21 protein-coding genes and 1 other RNA gene are annotated in these 23,672 nt (G+C 55.2%); 8 read left to right on the top strand and 14 right to left on the bottom strand.

Going from position 1 to position 23,672, the window contains the following annotated elements; genetic code table 11:
- The first annotated feature begins 4 nt into the window (after positions 1 to 4).
- A complete protein-coding gene (gene sspB / locus AC2FCQ_RS10660; RefSeq protein ID WP_209637166.1) occupies positions 5 to 499 on the top strand; it encodes a ClpXP protease specificity-enhancing factor in 495 nt (164 codons plus the stop codon).
- Positions 500 to 564: 65 nt separating this feature from the next.
- On the opposite strand, the gene AC2FCQ_RS10655 is transcribed toward sspB, so the two are convergent.
- The 3 genes from AC2FCQ_RS10655 to gltB all read right to left on the bottom strand — a co-directional run bounded on the left by AC2FCQ_RS10655 (position 565) and on the right by gltB (position 7,117).
- Positions 565 to 1,044 carry a hypothetical protein gene (locus AC2FCQ_RS10655; protein ID WP_209637168.1) on the bottom strand — a complete coding sequence of 160 codons (480 nt, stop codon included), beginning with the start codon at positions 1,042 to 1,044 and terminating at the stop codon, positions 565 to 567.
- A 183-nt stretch (positions 1,045 to 1,227) separates the two neighbouring features.
- Positions 1,228 to 2,646 (bottom strand): glutamate synthase small subunit, encoded by a 1,419-nt coding sequence (locus AC2FCQ_RS10650; protein ID WP_265555903.1) that lies wholly within the window; start codon positions 2,644 to 2,646, stop codon positions 1,228 to 1,230.
- A 10-nt stretch (positions 2,647 to 2,656) separates the two neighbouring features.
- Complete coding sequence (gene gltB, locus AC2FCQ_RS10645; RefSeq protein ID WP_490307891.1) at positions 2,657 to 7,117, bottom strand: glutamate synthase large subunit; 4,461 nt, start codon at positions 7,115 to 7,117, stop codon at positions 2,657 to 2,659.
- A 694-nt stretch (positions 7,118 to 7,811) separates the two neighbouring features.
- On the opposite strand from gltB, the gene mnmL reads away from it, so the two are divergent.
- Positions 7,812 to 8,744, top strand: coding sequence for a tRNA modification radical SAM protein MnmL/YtqA (gene mnmL, locus AC2FCQ_RS10640; RefSeq protein ID WP_404760569.1), 933 nt, complete (start codon positions 7,812 to 7,814; stop codon positions 8,742 to 8,744).
- Here mnmL and AC2FCQ_RS10635 read toward each other — a convergent pair.
- On the bottom strand, positions 8,739 to 9,446 hold the full coding sequence (locus tag AC2FCQ_RS10635; RefSeq protein WP_265555904.1) for an acid phosphatase: 708 nt from the start codon (positions 9,444 to 9,446) through the stop codon (positions 8,739 to 8,741). The genes mnmL and AC2FCQ_RS10635 overlap by 6 nt on opposite strands.
- Before the next feature lie 410 nt (positions 9,447 to 9,856).
- On the opposite strand from AC2FCQ_RS10635, the gene arcB reads away from it, so the two are divergent.
- The 3 genes from arcB to mtgA all read left to right on the top strand — a co-directional run bounded on the left by arcB (position 9,857) and on the right by mtgA (position 13,815).
- Positions 9,857 to 12,196, top strand: a complete 2,340-nt coding sequence (gene arcB / locus AC2FCQ_RS10630) for an aerobic respiration two-component sensor histidine kinase ArcB (RefSeq protein WP_209637177.1) — start codon at positions 9,857 to 9,859, stop codon at positions 12,194 to 12,196.
- A gap of 237 nt (positions 12,197 to 12,433) precedes the next feature.
- A complete protein-coding gene (elbB, locus tag AC2FCQ_RS10625) occupies positions 12,434 to 13,087 on the top strand; it encodes an isoprenoid biosynthesis glyoxalase ElbB (RefSeq protein ID WP_404760519.1) in 654 nt (217 codons plus the stop codon).
- On the top strand, positions 13,084 to 13,815 hold the full coding sequence (gene mtgA, locus AC2FCQ_RS10620) for a monofunctional biosynthetic peptidoglycan transglycosylase (protein ID WP_209637181.1): 732 nt from the start codon (positions 13,084 to 13,086) through the stop codon (positions 13,813 to 13,815). Before elbB ends, mtgA begins: the two co-directional genes overlap by 4 nt.
- 40 nt (positions 13,816 to 13,855) lie before the next feature.
- Here the strand turns inward: mtgA and dolP are convergent, their stop codons facing one another.
- The 4 genes from dolP to AC2FCQ_RS10600 all read right to left on the bottom strand — a co-directional run bounded on the left by dolP (position 13,856) and on the right by AC2FCQ_RS10600 (position 17,570).
- Positions 13,856 to 14,431, bottom strand: coding sequence for a division/outer membrane stress-associated lipid-binding lipoprotein (dolP, locus tag AC2FCQ_RS10615; RefSeq protein WP_037416385.1), 576 nt, complete (start codon positions 14,429 to 14,431; stop codon positions 13,856 to 13,858).
- A 9-nt stretch (positions 14,432 to 14,440) separates the two neighbouring features.
- The gene (gene diaA, locus AC2FCQ_RS10610) at positions 14,441 to 15,031 is read right to left on the bottom strand and encodes a DnaA initiator-associating protein DiaA (RefSeq protein WP_037416387.1); all 591 of its coding nucleotides are present in this window, start codon (positions 15,029 to 15,031) and stop codon (positions 14,441 to 14,443) included.
- Between the two features lie 164 nt (positions 15,032 to 15,195).
- Complete coding sequence (locus tag AC2FCQ_RS10605; RefSeq protein ID WP_209637183.1) at positions 15,196 to 15,549, bottom strand: YraN family protein; 354 nt, start codon at positions 15,547 to 15,549, stop codon at positions 15,196 to 15,198.
- The gene (locus AC2FCQ_RS10600) at positions 15,546 to 17,570 is read right to left on the bottom strand and encodes a penicillin-binding protein activator (protein ID WP_490307892.1); all 2,025 of its coding nucleotides are present in this window, start codon (positions 17,568 to 17,570) and stop codon (positions 15,546 to 15,548) included. Before AC2FCQ_RS10600 ends, AC2FCQ_RS10605 begins: the two co-directional genes overlap by 4 nt.
- Positions 17,571 to 17,632: 62 nt before the next feature.
- Here AC2FCQ_RS10600 and rsmI point away from each other — a divergent pair, with 62 nt between their 5' ends.
- Both rsmI and rnpB read left to right on the top strand, forming a co-directional pair.
- Positions 17,633 to 18,496: a 16S rRNA (cytidine(1402)-2'-O)-methyltransferase gene (gene rsmI, locus AC2FCQ_RS10595; protein WP_037416395.1), complete on the top strand. Its 864-nt coding sequence runs from the start codon at positions 17,633 to 17,635 to the stop codon at positions 18,494 to 18,496.
- 41 nt (positions 18,497 to 18,537) lie between these two features.
- Positions 18,538 to 18,916: RNase P RNA component class A (rnpB, locus tag AC2FCQ_RS10590), an RNA gene on the top strand.
- 57 nt (positions 18,917 to 18,973) lie between these two features.
- Here the strand turns inward: rnpB and AC2FCQ_RS10585 are convergent.
- On the bottom strand, positions 18,974 to 19,675 hold the full coding sequence (locus tag AC2FCQ_RS10585) for a pirin family protein (RefSeq protein WP_490307893.1): 702 nt from the start codon (positions 19,673 to 19,675) through the stop codon (positions 18,974 to 18,976).
- Between the two features lie 187 nt (positions 19,676 to 19,862).
- Between AC2FCQ_RS10585 and AC2FCQ_RS10580 the strand changes: the two genes are divergently transcribed.
- Positions 19,863 to 20,768, top strand: coding sequence for a LysR family transcriptional regulator (locus tag AC2FCQ_RS10580; protein ID WP_037416398.1), 906 nt, complete (start codon positions 19,863 to 19,865; stop codon positions 20,766 to 20,768).
- A gap of 37 nt (positions 20,769 to 20,805) precedes the next feature.
- Here AC2FCQ_RS10580 and AC2FCQ_RS10575 read toward each other — a convergent pair whose 3' ends face one another.
- The 5 genes from AC2FCQ_RS10575 to AC2FCQ_RS10555 form a co-directional block, all read right to left on the bottom strand.
- On the bottom strand, positions 20,806 to 21,792 hold the full coding sequence (locus AC2FCQ_RS10575; RefSeq protein WP_209637190.1) for a glutathione S-transferase family protein: 987 nt from the start codon (positions 21,790 to 21,792) through the stop codon (positions 20,806 to 20,808).
- A gap of 73 nt (positions 21,793 to 21,865) precedes the next feature.
- Entirely contained in the window at positions 21,866 to 22,261 is a 396-nt protein-coding gene (locus tag AC2FCQ_RS10570) for a DoxX family protein (protein ID WP_099062123.1), read from the bottom strand.
- A 294-nt stretch (positions 22,262 to 22,555) separates the two neighbouring features.
- Entirely contained in the window at positions 22,556 to 22,843 is a 288-nt protein-coding gene (locus AC2FCQ_RS10565) for a YqjK-like family protein (RefSeq protein WP_209637192.1), read from the bottom strand.
- Positions 22,840 to 23,238 (bottom strand): phage holin family protein, encoded by a 399-nt coding sequence (locus tag AC2FCQ_RS10560; protein WP_061807840.1) that lies wholly within the window; start codon positions 23,236 to 23,238, stop codon positions 22,840 to 22,842. Before AC2FCQ_RS10560 ends, AC2FCQ_RS10565 begins: the two co-directional genes overlap by 4 nt.
- A gap of 2 nt (positions 23,239 to 23,240) precedes the next feature.
- On the bottom strand, positions 23,241 to 23,546 hold the full coding sequence (locus tag AC2FCQ_RS10555; RefSeq protein WP_037416411.1) for an ElaB/YgaM/YqjD family protein: 306 nt from the start codon (positions 23,544 to 23,546) through the stop codon (positions 23,241 to 23,243).
- Positions 23,547 to 23,672 lie beyond the last annotated feature (126 nt).

The raw sequence follows: 23,672 nt of genomic DNA, 5'->3' as shown, positions 1-23,672 counted from the left end.
CATTATGGATATGTCTCAGATGACTCCACGCCGTCCGTACTTGTTGCGGGCGTTCTATGAGTGGTTGCTGGATAATCAGCTCACACCGCACCTGGTGGTAGATGTGACGCGTCCTGACGTTTTGGTGCCTATGGAGTTCGCGCGTGATGGTCAGATCGTTCTGAATATCGCACCGCGTGCAGTAGGTAATCTGGAGTTAGGCAACGAAGAAGTGCACTTTAATGCGCGTTTCGGTGGTGTGCCACGTCAGGTCTCGGTACCCATGGCTGCCGTGCTGGCAATCTATGCGCGTGAAAACGGCGCAGGCACCATGTTCGAACCTGAAGCCGCTTATGAAGCGGAAGGCACGTTTGAAGGCATGGACAATGAGACGATTCCATCGGAAAGCCTGATGTCGGTGATCGATGGCGACCGCCCGGATCTGAGTGAAGATCACGATCCGGATGATGAGCCACCGCCGCCACGTGGTGGCCGCCCAGCATTGCGCGTGGTGAAATAACCCCGTAGCAGTGAATACTAAAGGTCGCCTCGGCGACCTTTTTTTTGTCTCTAAATCGGGCGTTTTCAGCTTTTCAATGACGCAATGCAGGCGTCACGCGGTGCGCTGAGATCGCCGATACGCACGGTAGTGAGTGCGTGAGTCGCGCGCTGCTTAAACGAGGTGATGGCGGTGTCACCTTGCACTTCCGGGGGGGCGGTGCAGATATCGTTGATCGGTAAGTTATTGCCTTTGTCGAGGGCATGCAATACCGCCGCAGGGTTGTAGACCAATGCAGAAGACAGCGCGGATTTGACGCCTGCGGTAAAGGCGGCGTTACCGCCGTTGGCCAGCTTGGGCGCCAATGCGATCCAACTGTCATCACCCAGTTTAATGCTGTTTTCTACCGCCGCCAGCTGGCCTGCTTTCGCCAACTGAGCGACTACCGATGCTGCGCCGCGCGCCTCAATGTTGTAACCCACCTCCTGTGAATCTAATGACATTGCCAGCGAGTTGAAGCTGACAACCAGCAAAGCGCTGGCTAATAGGGGAACGGGCAATTTCATGGTTAGCTATCCTTATCAAGATACCAGGCGCAACTGCGCCCTGAGTGATATTAATAGAATACTATAGCGCGCCAGGCGCTGGGCTGCGGGTAAGGTTGTTACAAAGCGTGTGGGGAGCGAAGTGAGAAAACAAAGGGCCCGGCAGTCTGAACTGCGGGCCCTTAGCGGTAAAGCGGGAGAGGATTAAACTTCCAGGTAGTTCATGATGCCATCAGCAGCCTTACGGCCTTCGGCAATCGCGGTAACGACCAAGTCCGAACCGCGTACCGCATCACCACCGGCGAAGATTTTCGGGTTGCTGGTCTGGAAGGCATTCTCGGTGCTTTCCGGTGCGACAATACGCCCCTGTTTGTCGAGCTCAACGTCGTGAGCTGCCAGCCAGTTCATTTGGTGCGGACGGAAACCAAAGGCCATGACCACCGCATCGGCATCGATGATGTGCTCAGATCCCGGAACCTGCTCTGCAACCTGGCGGCCATTGGCATCCGGTGCACCCAACTGAGTACGAACCATTTTCACGCCGGCTACGCGGCCTGCGCTATTCAGTTCGATGCTCAATGGTTGCAGGTTGAATTTGAAATCAACCCCTTCTTCACGTGCGTTTTTCACTTCACGTTTGGAGCCCGGCATATTGGCTTCATCACGGCGGTAAGCACAGATAACGTCGGTTGCACCCTGACGGATAGAGGTGCGAACACAGTCCATCGCGGTATCGCCGCCGCCAAGCACCACCACACGTTTGCCTTCCATGCTGACATACGGCTCGTGTTGTTCGGCTTGGTAACCCATCAGCTGTTTGGTGTTGGCGATCAAGAACGGCAGTGCGTCATAGACACCCGGCGCGTCTTCGTTTTCCAGGCCGCCACGCATCGACTGATAAGTCCCGACACCGAGGAATACGGCATCAAACTCACTGAGCAGCGTCTCCATGGCGATGTCTTTGCCCACTTCAGTATTGAGTTGGAACTCAATGCCCATCTCGCTGAAAATGCCGCGACGTTTCACCATCACTTCTTTTTCCAGCTTGAATGCCGGGATACCGAAGGTCAGCAGGCCGCCGATCTCGGGATGACGATCGTAAACCACCGCTTTCACGCCGTTGCGGGTCAGGACGTCGGCACAGGCCAGACCGGCAGGGCCGGCACCGATGATCGCCACGCGCTTGCCGGTTGGCAGCACATGGGACATGTCCGGCTTCCAGCCCATTTCGATCGCTTTATCACTGATATAGCGCTCGATGTTACCGATAGTCACCGCACCGAACTCATCGTTCAGGGTGCAGGAGCCCTCACACAGACGATCCTGGGGGCAGACACGACCGCATACTTCCGGCAGGCTGTTGGTCTGGTGTGCCAGATCTGCAGCTTCCATGATGCGGCCTTCGTTTGCCAGTTTCAGCCAGTTCGGAATGTAGTTGTGAACCGGGCATTTCCATTCGCAATAAGGGTTACCACAGGACAGACAACGGTCCGCCTGCGCCTTCGCCTGAGTTTCCGAAAACGGCTCGTAAATCTCTACAAACTCAATTTTACGGATCTTGAGCGGCTTCTTGGGCGGATCAACGCGCTGCAGGTCGATAAATTGATAAACATTCTGACTCATTAATGACCTCTTACTGCGCCTGAACCCGCAGCTCTGCTGCGGAACGACTACGGTGACCCAACAATGCTTTGACATCACTGGACTTCGGCTTGACCAGAGCGAACTTCGGCGCCCATTCCGGCCAGTTAGCCAGAATCTCTTCCGCACGCGATGAACCGGTCGCCTGCACGTGCTCGGTAATCAGCCCGCGCAAGTGCTCTTCATGAATTGCCAACTGGTCGACATCCAACACTTCCACCAGCTCTGGGTTCACACGCTTACGGAATTCGCCGTCTTCATCCATGACGTAGGCGAAGCCGCCGGTCATACCTGCACCAAAGTTGATGCCGGTTTTGCCCAGGACGCAGACGATGCCGCCGGTCATGTATTCACAACCGTTGTCACCGATGCCTTCTACCACGGTGATGGCGCCAGAGTTACGTACGGCGAAGCGTTCACCCGCCCGGCCCGCTGCAAACAGCTTGCCGCCGGTAGCACCGTACAGGCAGGTATTGCCGATGATGCTGGCTTCGTGGCTGCGGAACGCAGAACCGATCGGCGGACGTACGGCGATACGACCGCCGGCCATGCCTTTGCCGACATAGTCGTTGGCGTCGCCGGTCAGTGTCAGTTCGACGCCGCCAGCATTCCATACGCCAAAGCTCTGGCCAGCGGTACCGGAGAAGTACGCCTTGATCGGATCGGCTGCCATGCCCTGGTCACCATGCACGGTGGCGATGGCCCCGGACAGGGTTGCGCCCACGGAACGATCGGTGTTGCGGATATCGAAGTAGAAGGCTTTGCTGCTTTTGGCTTCAATATGCGGTTCCGCCTGCGCCAGCAGATCTTTGTTCATCAACCCTTGGTCGAACGGCGGGTTGCTGCTTTCGGTGCAATATAGCGCTTTGCCCGGATGTGGCGTGGCGGTTTTCAGCAACGGCGACAGATCCAGTTTGTTCTGCTTGGCAGAGATGCCATCCAGCTCGGTCAGGAAATCGGTACGACCAATCAGATCCACCAGTTGGCTGACCCCCAATTGCGCCATGATCTCGCGGGTTTCACGTGCGATAAACTGGAAGTAGTTGGTCACACGCTCCGGCAGGCCGTGATAGTGATCGCGGCGCAGTTTTTCATCCTGCGTTGCCACGCCCGTAGCGCAGTTGTTCAGGTGACAGATACGCAGGTACTTACAACCCAGCGCCACCATTGGGCCAGTGCCGAAGCCGAAGCTTTCCGCACCCAGGATCGCCGCTTTAACGATGTCCACGCCGGTTTTCAGGCCGCCGTCCACCTGCAGGCGGATTTTATGGCGCAGGCCGTTAGCCACCAGTGCCTGCTGGGTTTCCACCAGACCCAGTTCCCACGGGCAGCCGGCGTATTTCACTGAGGATAACGGGCTGGCACCGGTGCCGCCGTCGTAACCGGCAATGGTGATCAGATCGGCATAGGCTTTTGCCACACCGGTCGCGATGGTACCCACGCCCGGCTCAGAAACCAGTTTCACCGAGATCATGGCCTTCGGGTTGACCTGTTTCAGGTCGAAGATCAGCTGTGCCAAATCCTCGATCGAATAGATGTCATGGTGCGGTGGTGGCGAAATCAAGGTCACGCCCGGCACTGAATAACGCAGCTTGGCGATATAAGGGGTTACTTTATCCCCCGGCAACTGGCCGCCTTCACCCGGCTTGGCCCCTTGCGCGACTTTAATTTGGATCACATCGGCATTCACCAGATAGGCCGGAGTCACACCGAAGCGGCCTGACGCTACCTGTTTGATGCGTGACACCTTATTGGTGCCGTAACGTGCCGGGTCTTCGCCGCCTTCACCGGAGTTGGAGAAACCGCCGAGGCTGTTCATCGCGATCGCCAGTGATTCATGCGCTTCCGGGCTTAGAGCACCGATGGACATGGCTGCGGTATCGAAGCGTTTGAACAACGATTCGGCGGGCTCAACCTGATCAACCGGAATTGGCGTGCCTTTCGGCGTAATGGCCAACAGATCGCGCAGCATAGCGACCGGGCGTTCGTTCACCAGCTTGGCATACGTCTGATAGTCGCTGTATTTGCCACTGTGAACCGCGGTTTGCAACGTGCTCACTACATCTGGGTTGTACGCATGGTACTCCCCGTCGTGAACGAACTTCAGCAGGCCGCCTTGTTCTAACGGTTTGCGTTTCAGCCATGCGCGTTTGGACAGGTTTTGCAGATCCTGTTGGATGTCGCTGAAGCTGGCGCCACCGATGCGGCTGACCACGCCCTGGAAGCACAAATCGGACAGATCGCGATGCAGGCCGACAGCCTCGAACAGTTTGGCGCAGCGATAAGACGCGATAGTCGAGATGCCCATTTTGGACATGATCTTGTACAAGCCTTTGTTGATGCCGTTGCGGTAGTTCAGCATCACATCACGGTATTTCTTGCCGATCGCTTGGGTATCTACCAGCTTGGCCAAAGTTTCGTAGGCCAGATACGGGTAGACGGCCGTCGCGCCGAAGCCCAACAGCACGGCGAAATGGTGTGGATCGCGGGCGCTGGCGGTTTCAACGATAATGTTGGCGTCACAGCGCAGGCTCTTTTCGACCAAACGGGTCTGGATTGCACCGACGGCCATAGGCGCAGGCACCGGCAAACGGCTGGTGGAAATAGCGCGGTCGGACAGCACCAGCAGCACGGCGCCGTCACGGACTTTACGTTCCGCCTCGTCGCACAGGGCGCGGATGGTCTGCTCCAGATCCTGCTCGGCCGGATCGAAGGTCAGATCAAGCGTGTCGGCGCGATAGTATTCGCCTTCCAGCGTGGTGAGCTGTTTGAAATCGGAGTACAGCAGGATCGGCGATTTAAAACTTAAACGGTGCGCCTGGCCTTCGGCCTCGCAGAACACGTTCATTTCCCGGCCGATGCTGGTCGCCAGCGACATCACATGCGCTTCGCGCAGTGGATCGATAGGCGGGTTGGTCACCTGGGCGAACTGCTGGCGGAAATAGTCGTAAATAATACGCGGGCGGCTGGAGAGCACGGCGAACGGGGTATCGTCACCCATTGAGCCGGTGGCTTCCTGACCAATCTCGCCCAGCACGCGGATCACCTGATCCAGCTCTTCGCTGCTGTAGCCAAACTGCTTCTGGTAAGTTTCAAGCTGCGAGTCGTCCAGTTCACGGCTGCCAACCTGATCGGCCGGCAAGTCTTCAAACGGCACCAGGCGCTTAACGTTCTTTTCCATCCATTCTTTATACGGATGGCGGCTTTTCAGATCGTCATCGGTCTCGGCGGAATGCAGGATCTTACCGCTGCGGGTGTCGATCACCATCAGTTCGCCTGGGCCAACACGGCCTTTCTCTACCACTTCATCTGGCTGGTAATCCCAAATGCCGACTTCCGAAGCGCAGGTAATCAGTTTGTCTTTGGTGATGACGTAGCGCGCCGGACGCAGACCGTTACGGTCCAGGTTACAGGCAGCGTAGCGACCATCGGACATCACGATACCGGCAGGGCCGTCCCACGGTTCCATGTGCATCGAGTTGAAGTCGAAGAAGGCACGCAGATCGGTATCCATGTCCGGGTTATTCTGCCAGGCAGGCGGTACCAGCAGACGCATGGCGCGGATCAAATCCATACCACCTGCCAGCAGCAGCTCCAACATGTTATCCAGCGAGCTGGAATCGGAGCCGGTTTCGTTAACGAACGGCGCTGCCGTTTGCAGGTCCGGAATCAGCGGCGTCTGGAATTTATAAGTACGTGCGCGAGCCCACTGGCGGTTGCCGGTGATGGTGTTGATCTCGCCGTTGTGCGCCAGGTAGCGGAACGGCTGTGCCAGCGGCCAGCGCGGCACGGTGTTGGTGGAGAAACGCTGGTGGAACAGGCAAATAGCCGATTCCAAACGCAGATCCGCCAGATCAAGATAGAAGCGTGGCAGATCCGCAGGCATGCACAGGCCTTTATAGATCGTAACCAGATTCGAGAAGCTGCACACATAGAAACTGTCGTCCTGAACGCGTTTCTCTATACGGCGGCGCGCGATAAACAGGCGACGTTCCATATCACGCGGGCGCCAACCAGCCGGGGCGTTAACAAAGATTTGCTCAATACGCGGCAGAGAAGAGAGGGCAATCTCGCCCAGCACGTCCGGGTTGGTCGGCACTTCACGCCAGCCGACAACGGACAGCGTTTCATTTTGCAGTTCTTCTTCGACAATGCGGCGGCTGGCACGGGCTTCCTCTTCATTCTGGCTGAGGAACATCATGCCAACGGCGTAGTTCTTGGCTAAACGCCAGCCGCGCTCTTCCGCCACCATGCGGAAAAAGCGGTCGGGCTTTTGCAATAACAGGCCGCAACCGTCGCCAGTCTTGCCGTCAGCAAGGATTGCGCCACGGTGCTGCATACGGGCCAATGCGTGAATCGCGGTACGCACGACCTTATGGCTAGGTTCGCCTTCTATGTGGGCGATCAGGCCGAAACCACAGTTGTCCCGCTCTTGGGATTTATCGTACAACATATCAGTGAACCTCCCCAGGCTCTGCGTGACTCTCACAACCGACCCACGAGCGGGCTTCCCAACGTTGGCAGAAGTCCAATCAGCAAGCTTGATATCGCCGATCTGCTTTTCCGCCCTCCGTTAATGGCCTCTCGTGACGGTTCTCACAAGTGGTACATGACTTGTTTTAAGAGGGAGTCTTAAATTACTGCATAAATATGACGAGACGTTTGCCCGTCCAGAAAGCTTCCAGCGGACTTCCAACTTAGCGAGAAAGAATACGCAGGTCAAATATAGGCCTAAGGGGGTTTTTTATTGAATTAATGGTGATTAATGATTTGATATATAATGATTTATTTCAATTTTTGAGGTTGTGTGACGACGCGCAAGGTCCCAGAGAAATGTGAGCTGTCTCACTATAGTGCAACGCCTGAATCTCTGCACCATGCTAGTGCGGGCGGGAATGTCAGAGTTTTATTCTAGTAATTTATTATTTTTTGTTGTTTGAAACTATTTTTCATCGCTTTGTCACACTGGCGTTAACGGTTGCGTGCAAATAAGAAAAATTCATCTCGGCTAAGATGATTTTATTTGCATTTATAATGAATAGTTATGCCTGGTGAAGCCTTGCGGGGAAAGCGTTGATCTCTGTCATCGCGGGAAAAGCCGTTTCTTATTAGCATCACGGGCTTTGAGCACAGAGACAATCAAGATTATGCAGTTGCCGCAATTAGTCAATATGTTTGGCGCCGATCTTCAGCGCCGACACGGTGAAAAGATCCATAAACTCACGCTACACGGCGGTTTTAGTTGCCCTAACCGCGACGGCACGCTGGGGCGCGGTGGCTGCACCTTTTGTCATGTTGCCTCTTTTGCCGATGAGCAGATGCAGCAACAGAGCATAGCTGAACAGCTGGCACAGCAGGCCGTCAGAGTGAATCGCGCAAAGCGCTACCTTGCCTATTTTCAGGCTTATACCAGTACTTATGCAGAAGTGAGCCTGTTGGCGCAGATGTACCAACAGGCGCTGGCACAGGCGGATATGGTGGGTATCTGCGTCGGCACGCGCCCGGACTGTGTGCCACCCGCCGCACTGGATTTGCTGGCGAGTTACCTCGAGCAGGGCTATGAAGTCTGGTTGGAGCTTGGGTTGCAGACGGCGCACGATAAAACGCTAAAACGCATCAATCGAGGCCATGATTTCTCCTGTTATCAACATACGGCCCGGTTGGCACGCGAGCGCGGGCTGAAGGTGTGCAGTCACCTGATCGTCGGGTTGCCTGGGGAAAGCGCCGCCGACCACTTGGCTTCGCTGGAACAGGTGGTGGACTGCGGTGTGGATGGCATCAAACTGCATCCGCTGCATATTGTTACGGGGAGCACGCTGGCGCGGGCCTGGCGGGCTGGCAGGCTGCCCGAGTTAGCGCTTGATGAGTATGCCACCAGTGCGGGTGAGATGATCCGCCATACGCCGAAAGACGTGGTGTATCACCGTATCTCTGCCAGCGCACGCAGGCCGACGTTATTGGCACCATTATGGTGCGAAAACCGTTGGAACGGTATGCAGGCAGTGGGTGGCTACTTGCAACGTCACGGCGGGCAGGGCAGCGCACTGGACGCCGCCCTGTGTTATTCACCGACGCTATAACTGCAGGCTGGTGCGAACTTCCGATCGTGCGCGTTGCAAGTCGGCCTGCAACTGCGGGTTCGCCAGCAGCCGAGCGGCGAGCGCCGTCGCCGCCAATTTGCCGCCTTCCAAATCGCTCGGGTAGTGAACGCCGGCAATCACTCTGCTTTGCGCATTACTCGCCGCCTGTTCAAACAGCGTGCTGCGTTTTTCCGGCACCATCTGCGCCAGCAGGATCGCCGTCAGGTAGCTGTCCATCGCGTGTCCGCTGGGGTAAGAGTCGCCTTCTGGCGGCGGCAACAGCGGCTTCACGCGGTTGTCGGCCTCATAAGGGCGCGGGCGGCCATAGAAGGCTTTGGCGGGCATCAGGCTTTGTTCAAAATCTTGATAGACCCGGCGGAAAAGGGCTGCGGTGATCGGATGACGATCGGCGGTGAACGTCGGGCCGAAGATATCGCGGGCGAAGGGAAATGCGGCGTCCGCCAGATGATCATCCCGCTTGGCTTTGGCGATTTGTTCCGTGGTGCGGCTAGCCTGTAGGGCCAACACCGCCTGCAGATCCGCCCGGTTCAGCGGCGTATCCATTGAGGGGGGCGGTGGCAACAACGGGGCGATTTGCCGCTGTTCCGCACTCAGATAGCCGGTAACGGTGGCTGCGGCCTTCAGGGGAAAAATAACGGTCAGAAACAGGGCGAGCAGGGTGGTGCGATAGATGGTTAACATGGTCAATCCTCACATCAGGGAAATGAGGAAGCCTGCCGGGGCCGGCCACAGCGCTGCTGCCGGTGAAAGTAAACCGCGGGATGAAATCCTTTCCCTTACTTCAAGCCTCAAGGCTTCGCTATCCGTGTCTGCGAAAGGAAGCGCATGCACGGTGCATCATTAATATATTAACGGAAAGGCGCTCTCAAGCGGCTGAGGTGTGGGGTGGGTCACAGAAAAAATCTTTTCGCTACAAGTGATTAATCCCTAAGTATGAGCGGGTTGATTAATGTGGTTTTGGACTGCGGCAGGGCGATGAACTGCCTTTTGCACGCCAGACGCCGCTATTTTCCGTTAGCAGGACTTGACTCTCAGACACAGCGGAAAAATTTGCGGTATGATTCAAAAGATTATGTCTGATGGGAGCCGCTATGAAGCAAATCAGGGTGTTAGCCCAGTACTACGTTGATTTAATGGTAAAACTGGGGCTAGTGCGTTTTTCGCTGCTGCTGGCGTCGGCATTGGTGGTGCTGGCGATGGTGGTGCAGATGGCGGTGACCATGCTGCTGCGTGGCGAAGTAGAAAGCATTGACGTGGTGCGCTCAATTTTCTTCGGTCTATTGATTACGCCGTGGGCGGTTTACTTTCTGTCTGTGGTGGTCGAACAGCTTGAGGAGTCACGCCAGCGTCTGGCGCGGCTGGTTGATAAGCTGGAAGAAATGCGCCACCGCGACCTCGAGCTTAACCAACAGCTTAAGGACAACATCAGCCAACTGAATCAGGAAATCGCCGACCGTATCAAGGCAGAAGAAGAACGCCAGCAGGTGATGGACAAGCTGACCGAAGAGATGGAACAGCGTGAGTTAGCGCAGATCGAACTGGGTCAGCAGTCGGCACTGTTACGTTCATTCCTCGATGCTTCACCGGACCTGGTGTATTACCGCAACGAAGACAAAGAGTTCTCCGGCTGTAACCGGGCAATGGAGCTGTTGACCGGCAAAAGCGAAAAACAGCTGATTGGGCTAACGCCGTTTGATGTTTACGGCCAGGAAATTGCCGAGAAAGTGATAGAAACCGACGAAAAAGTATTCCGTCACAACGTCTCCCTGACTTATGAACAGTGGCTGGTTTATCCGGACGGGCGCAAGGCCTGTTTTGAATTGCGTAAGGTCCCGTTTTACGACCGAGTGGGTAAACGTCACGGGCTTATGGGCTTTGGCCGCGATATAACCGAGCGTAAGCGCTACCAGGACGCGCTGGAGAACGCCAGTAGGGACAAGACCACCTTCATCTCAACAATCAGCCACGAGCTTCGTACGCCGCTTAATGGCATTGTTGGCTTAAGCCGCATTCTGCTCGATACCGATTTAAACGACGAACAGCTGAAGTACCTCAAAACCATCCATGTCAGCGCCATTACGCTGGGCAATATCTTCAATGACATTATCGAGATGGACAAGCTTGAGCGGCGCAAAGTGCAGCTCGACAACCAACCGGTAGATTTCACCGGTTTCCTCGCCGACCTGGAAAACCTCTCTGGCCTGCTGGCACAACCGAAAGGGCTGCAATTTGTGATGGAGCCGCAGCAACCGCTGCCGCAACAAATCATCACTGACGGTACCCGCCTGCGGCAAATCTTGTGGAACCTGATCGGCAATGCGGTCAAATTCACCCCGCAAGGGCGGATCGTGGTGCGCGTGCGGCGCGAGGAACAGGATCGGTTGGTGTTTGAGGTTGAAGACTCCGGTATGGGGATTCCTCAGGACGAACAAGACAAGATTTTCGCTATGTATTATCAGGTGAAGGATCAGCATGGCGGACGCCCGGCGACCGGTACCGGCATTGGACTGGCGGTTTCCAAGCGGCTGGCGCAGAGCATGGGCGGTGATATTACCGTCAGCAGCGTACAGGGGCACGGTTCTTGCTTCACGTTGTCCATTAAGGCGCCAGGGGTACAGGAAGCGGAAAACGAAACACCGGCCGAAGAAGCACTGCCATTGCCGGCTCTGCATATCCTGCTGGTGGAGGATATTGAACTGAATGTGATTGTGGCACGTTCAGTGCTGGAGAAACTGGGTAACAGCGTAGAAGTCGCGATGAATGGCCAGGATGCGCTGGCGATGTTTGATCCGGACGAGTTCGATCTGGTGTTACTGGATATCCAACTGCCGGACATGACCGGGCTGGATATCGCTCGGATACTGCGTGAGCGCTATGCCGGGCAGGCACTACCCCCCTTGGTGGCGTTGACGGCCAACGTGCTGAAAGACAAAAAAGAGTACCTCGACGCAGGAATGGACGACGTGCTGAGTAAGCCATTGTCGGTACCGGCGTTGACCAAAGTCATTAAACATTACTGGGATCACCAATCCTCTCACACCACAAAGAAAACGGAGCAAAAGACGATGCAGATTAATGAGTCGTTACTGGATACCACCGTGCTGGAACAGTATATGGACCTGGTGGGGCCGCAGTTGATTCATCAAAGCCTGGAGATGTTTGAGCAGATGATGCCAGGTTATCTGGCGGTGCTGGACTCCAATATGACGGCGCGCGATCAGAAAGGCATCACAGAAGAGGCGCATAAAATTAAAGGTGCGGCAGGTTCGGTGGGTTTACGTCATCTGCAACAGCTTGCCCAGCAAATCCAAACGCCAACGCTGCCGGCATGGTGGGATAACGTGCAGGACTGGGTTGATGAACTGAAACAGGAATGGCGTAACGATGTGCAAGTGCTGCGGGAATGGGTAGCGAACGCTGAAAAAAAATGACCCCGACCTAAGCCGGGGTGCGCGAATATTGCGCCAACACCAGGGAAATTGTGAACCTGCGTATTGGATTTCATGTTCTGGTCGAGCAGGTTGTAGAGAATTCCTAAACATCATACAGCCAACAACATAGCAAATGTAAGCGCTCTTGTTAGAAGATTCATTAAAATGTGTGATGTAGATTAGTGTTTGTCTACTCCGAGCACTAACCAGTTGACAGTATCGACAGGAGGAAGGGTGATGAAAAACGTGGGTGTAGTGCTAAGTGGCTGCGGGGTTTATGACGGTACGGAGATCCATGAAGCCGTTCTGACACTGTTGGCGTTGGACCGCGCGGGGGCGAAAGCAGTGTGCTTTGCGCCTGATAAACCTCAACTTCATGTTATTAATCACTTATCTGGCGATGAAGCACCAGAGCAGCGCAATGTTTTAGTGGAGTCAGCACGCATTGCCCGAGGCGAGGTCCGTCCGCTTTCACACGCCGATGCCAGTCAGTTGGACGCCCTGATCGTCCCAGGTGGATTTGGTGCCGCGAAGAACCTCAGCAGTTTTGCAAGCGAAGGCGCGGGATGCTGGATTGATAAGGATTTGGTTAAGTTAACGCAGCAAATGCATAAGGCAAATAAACCAATCGGTTTTATGTGCATTGCCCCTGCGTTGCTGCCAAAGTTGCTGGATCAACAAGTGCGGCTGACCATTGGCAACGATCCAGACCTGGGTGAAGTGATTGATGCCATGGGCGGTGAACCGGTGATTTGCCCAGTCGATGACATCGTGGTGGACAGTGAAAACAAAGTGGTAACGACACCGGCCTATATGCTGGCGAAATCTATCGGTGAAGCAGCCAGCGGGATTGATAAGCTGGTTTCACGGGTGCTGGATTTGGCTGAATGAGAAAGTCTGCGGGAAAATCGATTTTATCCCGGCTGGGGTTTTGGCTGAAACGTGGACTTCTTGTCCTGGTCGGGGTGTGGCTATTAGGGATTGTCGCCTTTGCTTTTCTGCCAGTGCCTTTTTCTTCCGTCATGGTGGAACGGCAGGTGGGGGCCTGGTTGAGGGGGGACTTTAGCTACGTGGCACATTCCGACTGGGTGTCGATGGACGATATTTCCCCGCAGATGGCGCTGGCGGTGATGGCAGCCGAAGATCAGAAATTCCCTGACCACTGGGGTTTTGACGTGGCGGCGATAGAAAAGGCGTTCAGCCACAACGAGAAACGCCCGACGCGCATCCGCGGTGCCTCTACGCTGTCGCAGCAAACTGCCAAGAACCTGTTTCTGTGGGATGGCCGCAGTTGGTTGCGCAAAGGGCTTGAGGCCGGGCTGACATCGGGTATTGAGCTGGTATGGACCAAACGGCGTATCTTGACGGTGTACCTGAATATCGTCGAGTTCGGCGACGGTATTTTCGGTGTGGAGGAGGCATCACAACGTTTCTTCAATAAACCGGCCAAGCGGCTGACCGCATCAGAGGCTGCATTGCTGGCAGCGGTATTGCCGAACCCGCACCGTTTCAAGGCGAATGCCCCTTCGGGTTACGTGATACAACGGCAGCAATGGATTATGCGCCAGATGCGCCAACTGGGCGGGGACGCGTTTTTGAAAGAGAATAATCTGGATTAACGCGCCGGATGAAGGCAAGTGCCTTATCCGGCGCCGCGGGTTATTTCACTGAAGTAAAGGCCGTGGTGACGTGTTTCACACCGCTCACCTGGCTGGCGATTTGTGCCGCTGACTGCCCTTCTTGTGGTGTCACCAGGCCCAGCAGGAACACTTCACCGTTTTCTGTGGTGACTTTCACATTCGATGACTTCACCGTATCGCTGGTGAGCAGTTGTGAACGTACCTTGGTGGTGATCCAGGTATCGGAAGAGGCCGTGCTCAGGCTGACCGGGGTACCTTGGCGGATCTCGTTATACACTTCAGTCGTACCTTCAACACCCATCGCGATTTGTTTGGCGCGTGCGGCCAGATCGGTGCTTGGCGCCTGACCCGTCAATAACACTTTACCCTGGTAAGCCGTTGCGACGACGCGGGCATCTTTTTTCAACTGCTGATCTTTACTTAGGGCGTTCTCAACCCGGGCTTCCAGCGTGCCGTCGTCTACCTGAGTACCCACGCTACGTGGGTCGGTGGCGGTTTTGGTGGCAACAGCGGCGCTGCCAACGACAACGCCTGCAATACAACCTTGTAACAGCAGGGCGCTGGACAGCACTGCAAATGTGGCTTTCAGCTTCATCTCAGTTCCTTAATCGTCCTGGTGGGGAAACAACGTACTATCTATCAGGTCGCATAGGCAATTTACGGTGAGCATATGCATTTCCTGAATGCGTGCACTGCGGTGCGAGGGGATGCGGATTTCGACATCCTGCTGACCGAGCAAGCCGGCCAGTTCACCGCCGTCGTAACCGGTCAGCGCGACAATGGTCATATCACGCGTCACTGCGGCTTCGACTGCTTTTACAATATCACGGCTGTTGCCGCGGGTGGAAATTGCCAACAACACGTCGCCGGCATGGCCGAGCGCGCGGACTTGCTTGGCATAAACTTCATCGTGCAGGCGATCGTTAGTGATCGCCGTCAGCACCACGTTATCGGCATTGAGAGCAATTGCCGGCAGGCTTGGGCGCTCGGTTTCAAAGCGGTTGATCATGCTGGCGGCGAAATGCTGTGCGTTGGCTGCCGAGGTGCCATTACCGCAACAAAGAATTTTATTACCGTTAAGTAAAGATTGGACCAGCGTCATCGCTGCTCGCGAAATGGCGTCGGGTAAAGCCTCCGCCGCCGCAATCTGGGTTTGGATGCTTTCGGTAAAACAGGCTTTAATTCTATCCAGCACGTTGTATTAATCCACTCAGTCAAAGGGCCACTTGGCACCGGTATACCCGTCGTTTTTCAAGCTGTAGCGTTGTTCTCTGCACTCACTCACCCTTTGGTAAGCGCTTGGGATGAGTGCGCAGGTTGCCTAACTGCAACGTGAAATCCATAGGGTATAAATAATGTTTAATCCGCATTGAAGGCGTTGGGTATCCATTCTAACTGGCTACCGGTGATGGCCAAAACATCAAAACGGCAAGATGATGTGTCAAAACTGGCTCCGCGCCCCGCCAACCAAACGGCGGCGGCATGCAACAACCGTTGTTGCTTACGATAAGTGACGCTGGCTGCCGCACCACCAAAAGTGTCGTTGCGGCGGTAGCGGACTTCTACGAACACCCAGGTTTTACCCTCGCGCATGATGAGATCGAGCTCACCGCCACGCACCGCCACGTTGGCGGCGAAGAAGGTGAGCCCGGCGCGTTCCAGATAGTGGCGGGCTTGTAACTCATAGCCCGCCCCTGTGGCGCGTTGACTCAAGAGACCGGAACGACCATACCCTGACGGTATTGCAGCCAAGGCAGTTTTCGGTTGATCACACAACCTTGTGAGGATGTGAGCACACCCGTCGTGCCTGAGACCTGGAAGCCAGGCAGTTGGCGCATTTCAGCAAAGTGGTTGGACAATGTCCAGGCATCCATCCCCATTGCGTACAGACGTACCAGCGAATAATCACTACGGAACTGACTGCTTGCCTGCTGCAACAATTGCGGGTTGGAACCGGCCAACAATGGAATGTCGCTGAACTGCAGACCTTCCATTTCCAGACGGAAGTCCGGGCCGGCACCGGCCTGGTAGCTGCGTGAGCTGGCGTACATGGCCGGCTTACTGCGCGAGGTGGTAGCCATGTCGATCATCGGTTTGATCAGTGTCAGCTGAGACTGTGTCGCTACGATATAGACCGCGTCCACGCCGCCACCGCTGGTTGCAGGCGTGTCGCTTGGCGGCGCAGGAATGGTCAGCCCGGCAATGGTTACCGCCTGTGGCGCAGGTGCCGCAGAGATGGGGGTGCCGGACATGCGAATGCCGCCGCTGTTCACCATCTGACGCAATTCACCCGGTGACCCGATGTTTTGTTGCAACACGGTCTGACCACCCAGTTTCTGCCACTCCTGATTAAAGGCTTTAGCAACGCGATCGCCGAAGGCACCGCGCGGGATCAGCAACAGCGGTTGCCGTTTCTGCTGTTCCCAGATGTGGCGTGCGGCATCACGGGCTTCGTCTTCCGGCGAAAGTGCGAAGTAGCAAATATTTGGGTTGTCTTTCGGCGTTTCCGGCTGATTGAGCGCCAGTACGTTCAACGTCGTCGTGCTGCTGGCCAACTGATCGACATTTTCTTTCAGCAGCGGACCGACCACCAGGGTCGCGCCATCCTGCTGTGCCTGCGTCAGCAACGCGGCCAGTGGCTGGCTGGTGGTGTCATAGACCTTAATCTGCGCATTAGCGGCTTGTGGCGGCGTAATTGGCGCAGTGGACGCTGTAGACGGTTGTGCGGCAGTAACCGGAGCAGCTTCAGTTGACGGTGCAGAGGTGCTTACCGCACCATTGGCGTTTTGGTCCGTTGGGGCAGGTGTCTGATCCGGGGCGCTGACAGGTTGCTGCTGTTGCACCGGTGCCGAATACGTCACGCCATTCTTCGCCGCTTCAAAACCTTTTTGGATCGCGTCGGCGAACACTTTAGCCTGGCCGTTCAGCGGCAACAGCAGCGCAATTTTTGACGTAGACGCCTGGGTAAAGTTAAGCACCTGGTTTAATTGGGTCGGCAACGTTTTTGCCGCCGGATTCTGCGGGTAACGGTTTTGCCAGTCTTTAATGCCTGCCTTCAGTAGATCAGGATCCTGTTTGTTGTCCTGATAAACACGCAACAGATCAAGCCAGCCTTGCAGCACATTCTCATTGGCGTTGATCACCAGGCTGTTCATATCCTGGGGTGTCAGCTGCAACAATGCCTGCCAGGTTTGATCCAGGTTAGTTTGGTGTGCTTTGCCGGTCAGCAAGGGCTCTTGTGCAATATAAGCACGGATGAGCGGCAGGGAAGGTTTGCCCTGATTGGCGGCGATCTGCGCCTGATAGAAGCGTACCAACTGGTTGGCTGACAACGAGCCGGTATCCAGATGGCCTAATGTACTGCGGGCACTGACATAGCTTTTGTTCGCCACTTGGAGCTCAGCACTCAGCAGTTGGCGTTCTGTCTGCTGCACGTTGCTCAGGTTTTTTGGCAGCTGGTTCAGTTGTTCACTGGCTTGCGGCAGTTTCCCTTCGCGTAACAGCGCGCGAATAGCAAGTAATTGCCAGTCAGCCTTGTTATCATTACTGCTTTGCTGCAACTGCTGCAGATAGTAATCGGAACTGGCGCTCGCTTCGTCCTGTATATTAGCGGGCGGCGTCTGCGGGGCCTGACTCGGGCAGCCTGCGAGGAAAAGAGCTGCCGCGATAACTGCGGTAAGTCGGACAGGCTTTGAACGCCCTGCTTTGGTACGAACGAATGTTGAGGAAAGCATACTGTATCCAGTGATGTTTTTTTCAAGATGCTTAATATTAAATCGGCAACTCGGATGAAACAATGAATCAACACCAACAATCAGTCATTTCTGCATCAACACTGTATGTGGTGCCCACCCCAATCGGCAATTTAGGGGATATAACCCATCGTGCGTTAGAGGTACTGAAAAGCGTTGATCTGATTGCGGCCGAGGACACGCGCCATACCGGGTTGCTGCTGCAACACTTTGCGATTAGCGCGCGGTTGTTTGCGCTGCACGACCATAACGAACAGCAAAAAGCTGATCAACTGCTGGCGAAATTGCAGGAAGGCCAGAGCATCGCGCTGGTTTCCGACGCAGGTACCCCCTTGATCAACGATCCCGGCTACCACCTGGTACGCCGTTGTCGTGAAGCCGGCATTCGGGTCGTCCCCTTGCCAGGGGCTTGCGCGGCAACCACCGCACTCTGCGCCGCAGGCCTTGCTTCAGACCGTTTCTGTTACGAAGGGTTCCTGCCGGCGAAAACCAAGGGGCGTAAGGATACGCTGATGGCGCTGGCAGAGGAACCGCGCACGTTGATTTTCTACGAATCAACTCACCGGTTGTTGGAAAGTTTGCAGGACATGGTGACCGTGTGGGGGCCACAACGCTATGTGGTATTGGCGCGTGAATTGACCAAGACCTGGGAATCGATCACCGGCGCACCGGTTGGTGAGCTACTGGCCTGGGTGCAGGAAGATGAAGTCCGTCGCCGCGGCGAAATGGTGCTTATCGTAGAAGGCCACAAGGTGCAGGAAGATGCATTACCGCTGGAGGCGCTACGTACGCTGGCATTGCTGCAAAAAGAACTGCCATTGAAAAAAGCGGCAGCGCTGGCGGCAGAAATCCACGGCGTGAAGAAAAATGCGTTGTATAAGTACGCGTTAGAGCAACAAGAACAGTAAAGCGGTTGACCTGCCGTGAGCACGACGCTACTATCCGCGCCGGAGTTGACCAGACAGTCGCCGCTTCACTGCCGTCCCTTTCGGGGGAGACAGGTGGAGGGGAGGAAAGTCCGGGCTCCATAGGGCAGGGTGCCAGGTAACGCCTGGGAGGCGCAAGCCTACGACTAGTGCAACAGAGAGCAAACCGCCGATGGCCCGCGCAAGCGGGATCAGGTAAGGGTGAAAGGGTGCGGTAAGAGCGCACCGCGCGACTGGCAACAGTTCGTGGCACGGTAAACTCCACCCGGAGCAAGGCCAAATAGGGGTTCACATGGTACGGCCCGTACTGAACCCGGGTAGGCTGCTTGAGCCAGTAAGCGATTGCTGGCCTAGAGGAATGACTGTCCACGACAGAACCCGGCTTACCGGTCAACTCCCTCTATAAAGAAAACCCCGCGTAACTTGCGTTACGCGGGGTTTTTCCATTCAGAAGATCATTCACACCGGCAAATCGATCAACAGTGCGCGCAGTGGCGTTTTAGCGCGGATAGTCAGTCGGTTTTCCTCATGGATAAACGCTCCATCACCGCAGGTTAACCGTTGGCCGTCGTGACGTTCGCCATGGGCTTCAATGGTGCCGTGGATCGACTGCAAATAGGCACGCGGTCCGTTCAGCGCCAGTGTCTGCTGCTCGCCGGGTTGTAAATCCAAATGATGGATCCACACTTGTTGGCGCAGTTGCAGGCTGCCCTGTGCGCCATCAGGCGAAGCCAGCAGCGTCAGACCGGCCTCTGGCAGCATCCGGCGCTGTACACGCTCGTTGCTGCGCTCTGGGCAGGCGTCCAGCCAGAGTTGCAAACGGGTCAGTGGCGTATCGTTGCTGATGTTCTGCTCGCTGTAACTCAGACCAGGCTGCGTGGACAACAGTAAGGCTTCACCAGCCTGAGCATTCACCGTGTTGCCGTCGCTGTCGCGGTATTCGGCCTTCCCCTGCAAGATCAGATTCAGGATATCCACATTGGGATAGGTGCGTGGCTGGAATGACGCACCTGGCGCCAGCACCTCCTGATTCAGCACCCGTAGTGAGGCGTAGCCCATCAGCTTGGGATCGAAATAATGTCCAAAAGAAAAGGTGTAGCGAGCCTGCAGCCAACCAAAGTCAGCTTGCCCGCATTGTTGTGCTGTTCTGCATGTAATCATGGCAATCGGCTCTCTAAATTTATTCTTCCCTTCATCGTTCTGGTTGCTGCTGCGTTGGCTTATCTCGACCACTGTCTCACTGCCGCCAGAAACCTATTGGGTATATTAAGATGGTAAGCATCTGGACGCCGGATTGTTAGCCAGTTAATCTGGTCGGCATATTCAAATTTCCTGACAGAGAGATTCGATGGCCAGAGATCGGGCGTTAACGCTAGAAGCGTTAAGGGTTATGGATGCGATCGACCGACGTGGTAGCTTCGCTGCGGCAGCTGATGAGCTGGGGCGCGTGCCGTCGGCACTCAGCTACACCATGCAAAAATTGGAAGAAGAATTGGACGTGGTGCTGTTCGACCGTTCCGGTCACCGTACCAAGTTCACCAATGTTGGGCGCATGTTGCTGGAGCGTGGTCGGGTACTGTTGGAAGCCGCAGACAAGCTGACTACGGATGCCGAAGCCTTGGCGCGCGGTTGGGAAACCCATCTGACGATCGTCAGCGAAGCGCTGTCGCCGCCGAGCAAGTTATTTCCGCTGGTCGACAAATTAGCCCTAAAGGCGAATACCCAGGTGTCAATTTTCACCGAGGTGCTGGCAGGTGCCTGGGAAAGGCTGGAGCAGGGGCGTGCCGATATCGTTATCGCCCCGGACATGCATTTCCGCGCCTCGTCAGAAATCAACACCCGTAAGCTGTACAAAGTGATGAGCGTATATGTTGCCGCGCCGAACCACCCGATCCACCTTGAGCCTGAGCCGTTATCCGAATTGACGCGAGTGAAGTACCGCGGTATTGCGGTAGCGGATACCGCCCGGGAACGGCCGGTATTGACGGTGCAACTGTTGGATAAACAGCAGCGGCTGACGGTCAGCACCATTGAAGACAAGCGTCTGGCCCTGCTGGCTGGCTTGGGTGTGGCGACCATGCCTTACCCGATGGTCGAAAAGGACATTGAAGAGGGGCGCCTGCGCGTTGTGGGGCCGGAATACAGCCGTGAGGCTGATATCATCATGGCCTGGCGGCGTGACAGCATGGGAGAGGCAAAAGCCTGGTTCCTGCGCGAAATTCCGCGGCTGTTTGCGCAGTTGGAACGACAATAGTTCATTCCCCCTCGCCGGTAAGGCGAGGGGGAAGGTTTTAGCCGAAACGCGTGTCCCGACCATGGGGTTCGTCCAAATCCTGTGCCGGGCCGATGGAAATAATACCGTGCGGATTGATGGTGGCGTGACTGCGGTAATAATGATTACGGATGTGCGGCAAACTGACCGTTTCGGCAATGCCGGGCATCTGATAAATGTCCCGCAGGAAGCCATAGAGGTTGAGATAATCGCTGATGCGGTGTTTGTCGCATTTAAAGTGGGTGACATACACCGGATCGAAACGCACTAGCGTGGTCCACAGGCGCAGGTCAGCTTCGGTAAGGCGTTCACCGGTCAGATAGCGTTGTTGCCCCAAGATTTGCTCCAACCGTGCGAGCCCATCAAATACCCCGTTTACCGCTTCATCATAGGCTGCCTGGCTGGTGGCAAAACCCGCTTTGTACACCCCGTTATTGACCTGATCGTAAATCCAACCGTTTAACTCATCGATTTTTCCGCGTAGCTCTGCCGGGTAGTAATCGCCAGCACGTGCGCCTACGCCATCAAATGCGCTGTTGAACATCCGGATGATATCGGCGGATTCGTTACTGACGATGGTTTGCTGTTGTTTATCCCACAGCACCGGTACCGTCACGCGGCCGGTATAGTGTTTGTCGGCGCGCAAGTAAAGCTGGTAGAGGAAATCTGAGTGGTACAGGCTGTCGCCTGTCGCTTCCGGGAAGTCGGTGCCGAAGGTCCAGCCGTTTTGCAACATCAGCGGATGCACCACGGAAACGGGAATGATGTGCTCGAGCCCTTTCAATTTGCGCATCAGCAGAGTGCGGTGTGCCCAAGGGCAGGCGAGGGAAACGTACAGGTGATAACGATCTTTCTCCGCTTTAAAACCTCCGACTCCGTGTTCGCCCGGTTGACCGTCAGCGGTCACCCAATTGCGGAACTGAGAGGTTGAGCGTTTGAAACGGCCTCCGGTAGATGAGGTGTCATACCAGATGTCTTGCCAAACGCCATCGACGAGTTGTCCCATGGGAATCTCCTTCGTGTCCGAGTGAAAAAGCAGAAGGGTCCGGCATGCCGGACCCTGAATCGGTCTTAAAATCTTACCACTTTTTGTTCAGAATGCGGTCGATGCTGAAACCGCCTGGGCCTGCTACGGCCAGGACGATGAAGCCGCCGGCGATGGTCAGGTTTTTCATGAACATCAGCTGGTTTACGCCTTCTGCAAAGTTAGTATGGAACAACAGCGCAGTCAGGATGGTAAAACCGGCGGTGAACAGTGCCACTGTACGGGTCAGGAAGCCGAACAGAATTGCCAGACCGCCGCCAAACTCCAGCAAAATGGTCAATGGCAGCAAGAAGCCAGGGACGCCCATCGATTGCATGTACTGTTGGGTGCCGGCATAGGCATCACCCATTTTGCCGTAGCCTGCCACGATAAACAGGATTGGCATCAGAATACGAGCAACCAGCAAACCTGTATCTTCTAATTTTTTCATCATCTACTCCAAAGTAATTTTTGTTTGCCAGTCTTGGCGTTTTCATGTCAGTGGGTGGTATGCCGGGTATCTGACCCTGTCCTGCCCGTTTCGTATCGATGGAGTGAATGTTAATCGGGAAGCGGATGCTTTGTTAGCAAGTAAAACTGTCGTATTTTTTCAAAAAAACTGAATCTTTAGCCTGCTAACAAATGGAGGGTAATCAGAATGTTGCCCAACCTTCACCGACAGAAACGTGATGTTTCTGTGAAAAGGCGGGCTTAACAACGGAAGTTTTGAAGAAAGTGAGACAGGTTATTTCGAGGAAAAGGTTTTCTGGATCAATCGGATAGTGCTAATTGCGGCAAAGGCGCGACGAGACCAGCGAATCAGCTTGCTGGGATGGCGTACACCGTACAGTGCCATCACACTTGAACCGACCACCAGATATTTACGCAGGCCAAAAATGGTTTGCCAGCCGCGATCGATACGTTCGGTCTTTTCCAGCCACAGAGTTTTGTTGTCAGCAAGATCCAGCCTTTGCTGCTGGATCTTGTTAATCAGCTTCTCTTTCCTCCATTCCAGATAGCGGCGGCGATTCATTGTTCACCCTCCAACTGGGAACGGTCTATTTCCAATTGTTTGCGCGAAGCGCCAAGCAGCGTAGAGCGCCGCGCTTTGACCAGCGTCCAAATGGTGCCGACAATGGCCAGGAACAACAGTACGCCAGTGGTGGTACCTAATGCGATCAAGCGGTAAACCGGATCGATAGCCCAGAATATCAGGATCAGTAGGCTCATCAGGCCAAATGCCGTGAACAACAGCGTCATACCGGCCATGATCAATAACTGAATAAGGTTGGCTTTCTCCTCTTCCAGCTCGACCACGGCCAGTCGTACGCGTGTTTCCACCATACCGACCAGAATAGTGATGATGCGCTGCCCGATGTCCAGGACCCCTTTAGCGGGGCCCTCGCGGCCTTGTGGTTGTTCAGCCATAATTAACGACGCGCGAGCAGAACGCCCAACACCACGCCAACGGCAGCGCCGATACCGATGCCGGTCCACGGATTATCACGCACGTAATCGTCGGCCTGACCTGCGATCTGTTTGGTCTGAGAGGCAATTTTGTCGCCAGCATCGCTCAGGCGTGCGCGGGTATCTTTCAATGCGCCTTCTGCTTTGGAACGCAGTTTTTCCAGTTCTGCTTTTGGCTTATCGGTGGAAGAGTTCAACACTTCTTCCAACGTATCGGCTAAGGATTTAAGTTCAGCGCGTAAGTTCTCTGCATTTGAATCATGTGCCATGTGATTATTCCTTAACGTTAACTTCGACAGACTTTCAACATAGCGGATTTTTTCGCCGGAGCAAAGGGCGGATGGGTAGCTGATATCACTAAGCATCCATTTTATATGCAATGAAAATCCCGTATG

This window comes from Serratia sp. CoH_134_PS_4, from assembly GCF_058190535.1.
The sequence above is the reverse complement of the archived record's forward strand: the minus strand, read 5'-3'. Positions and strand labels throughout refer to the sequence as shown.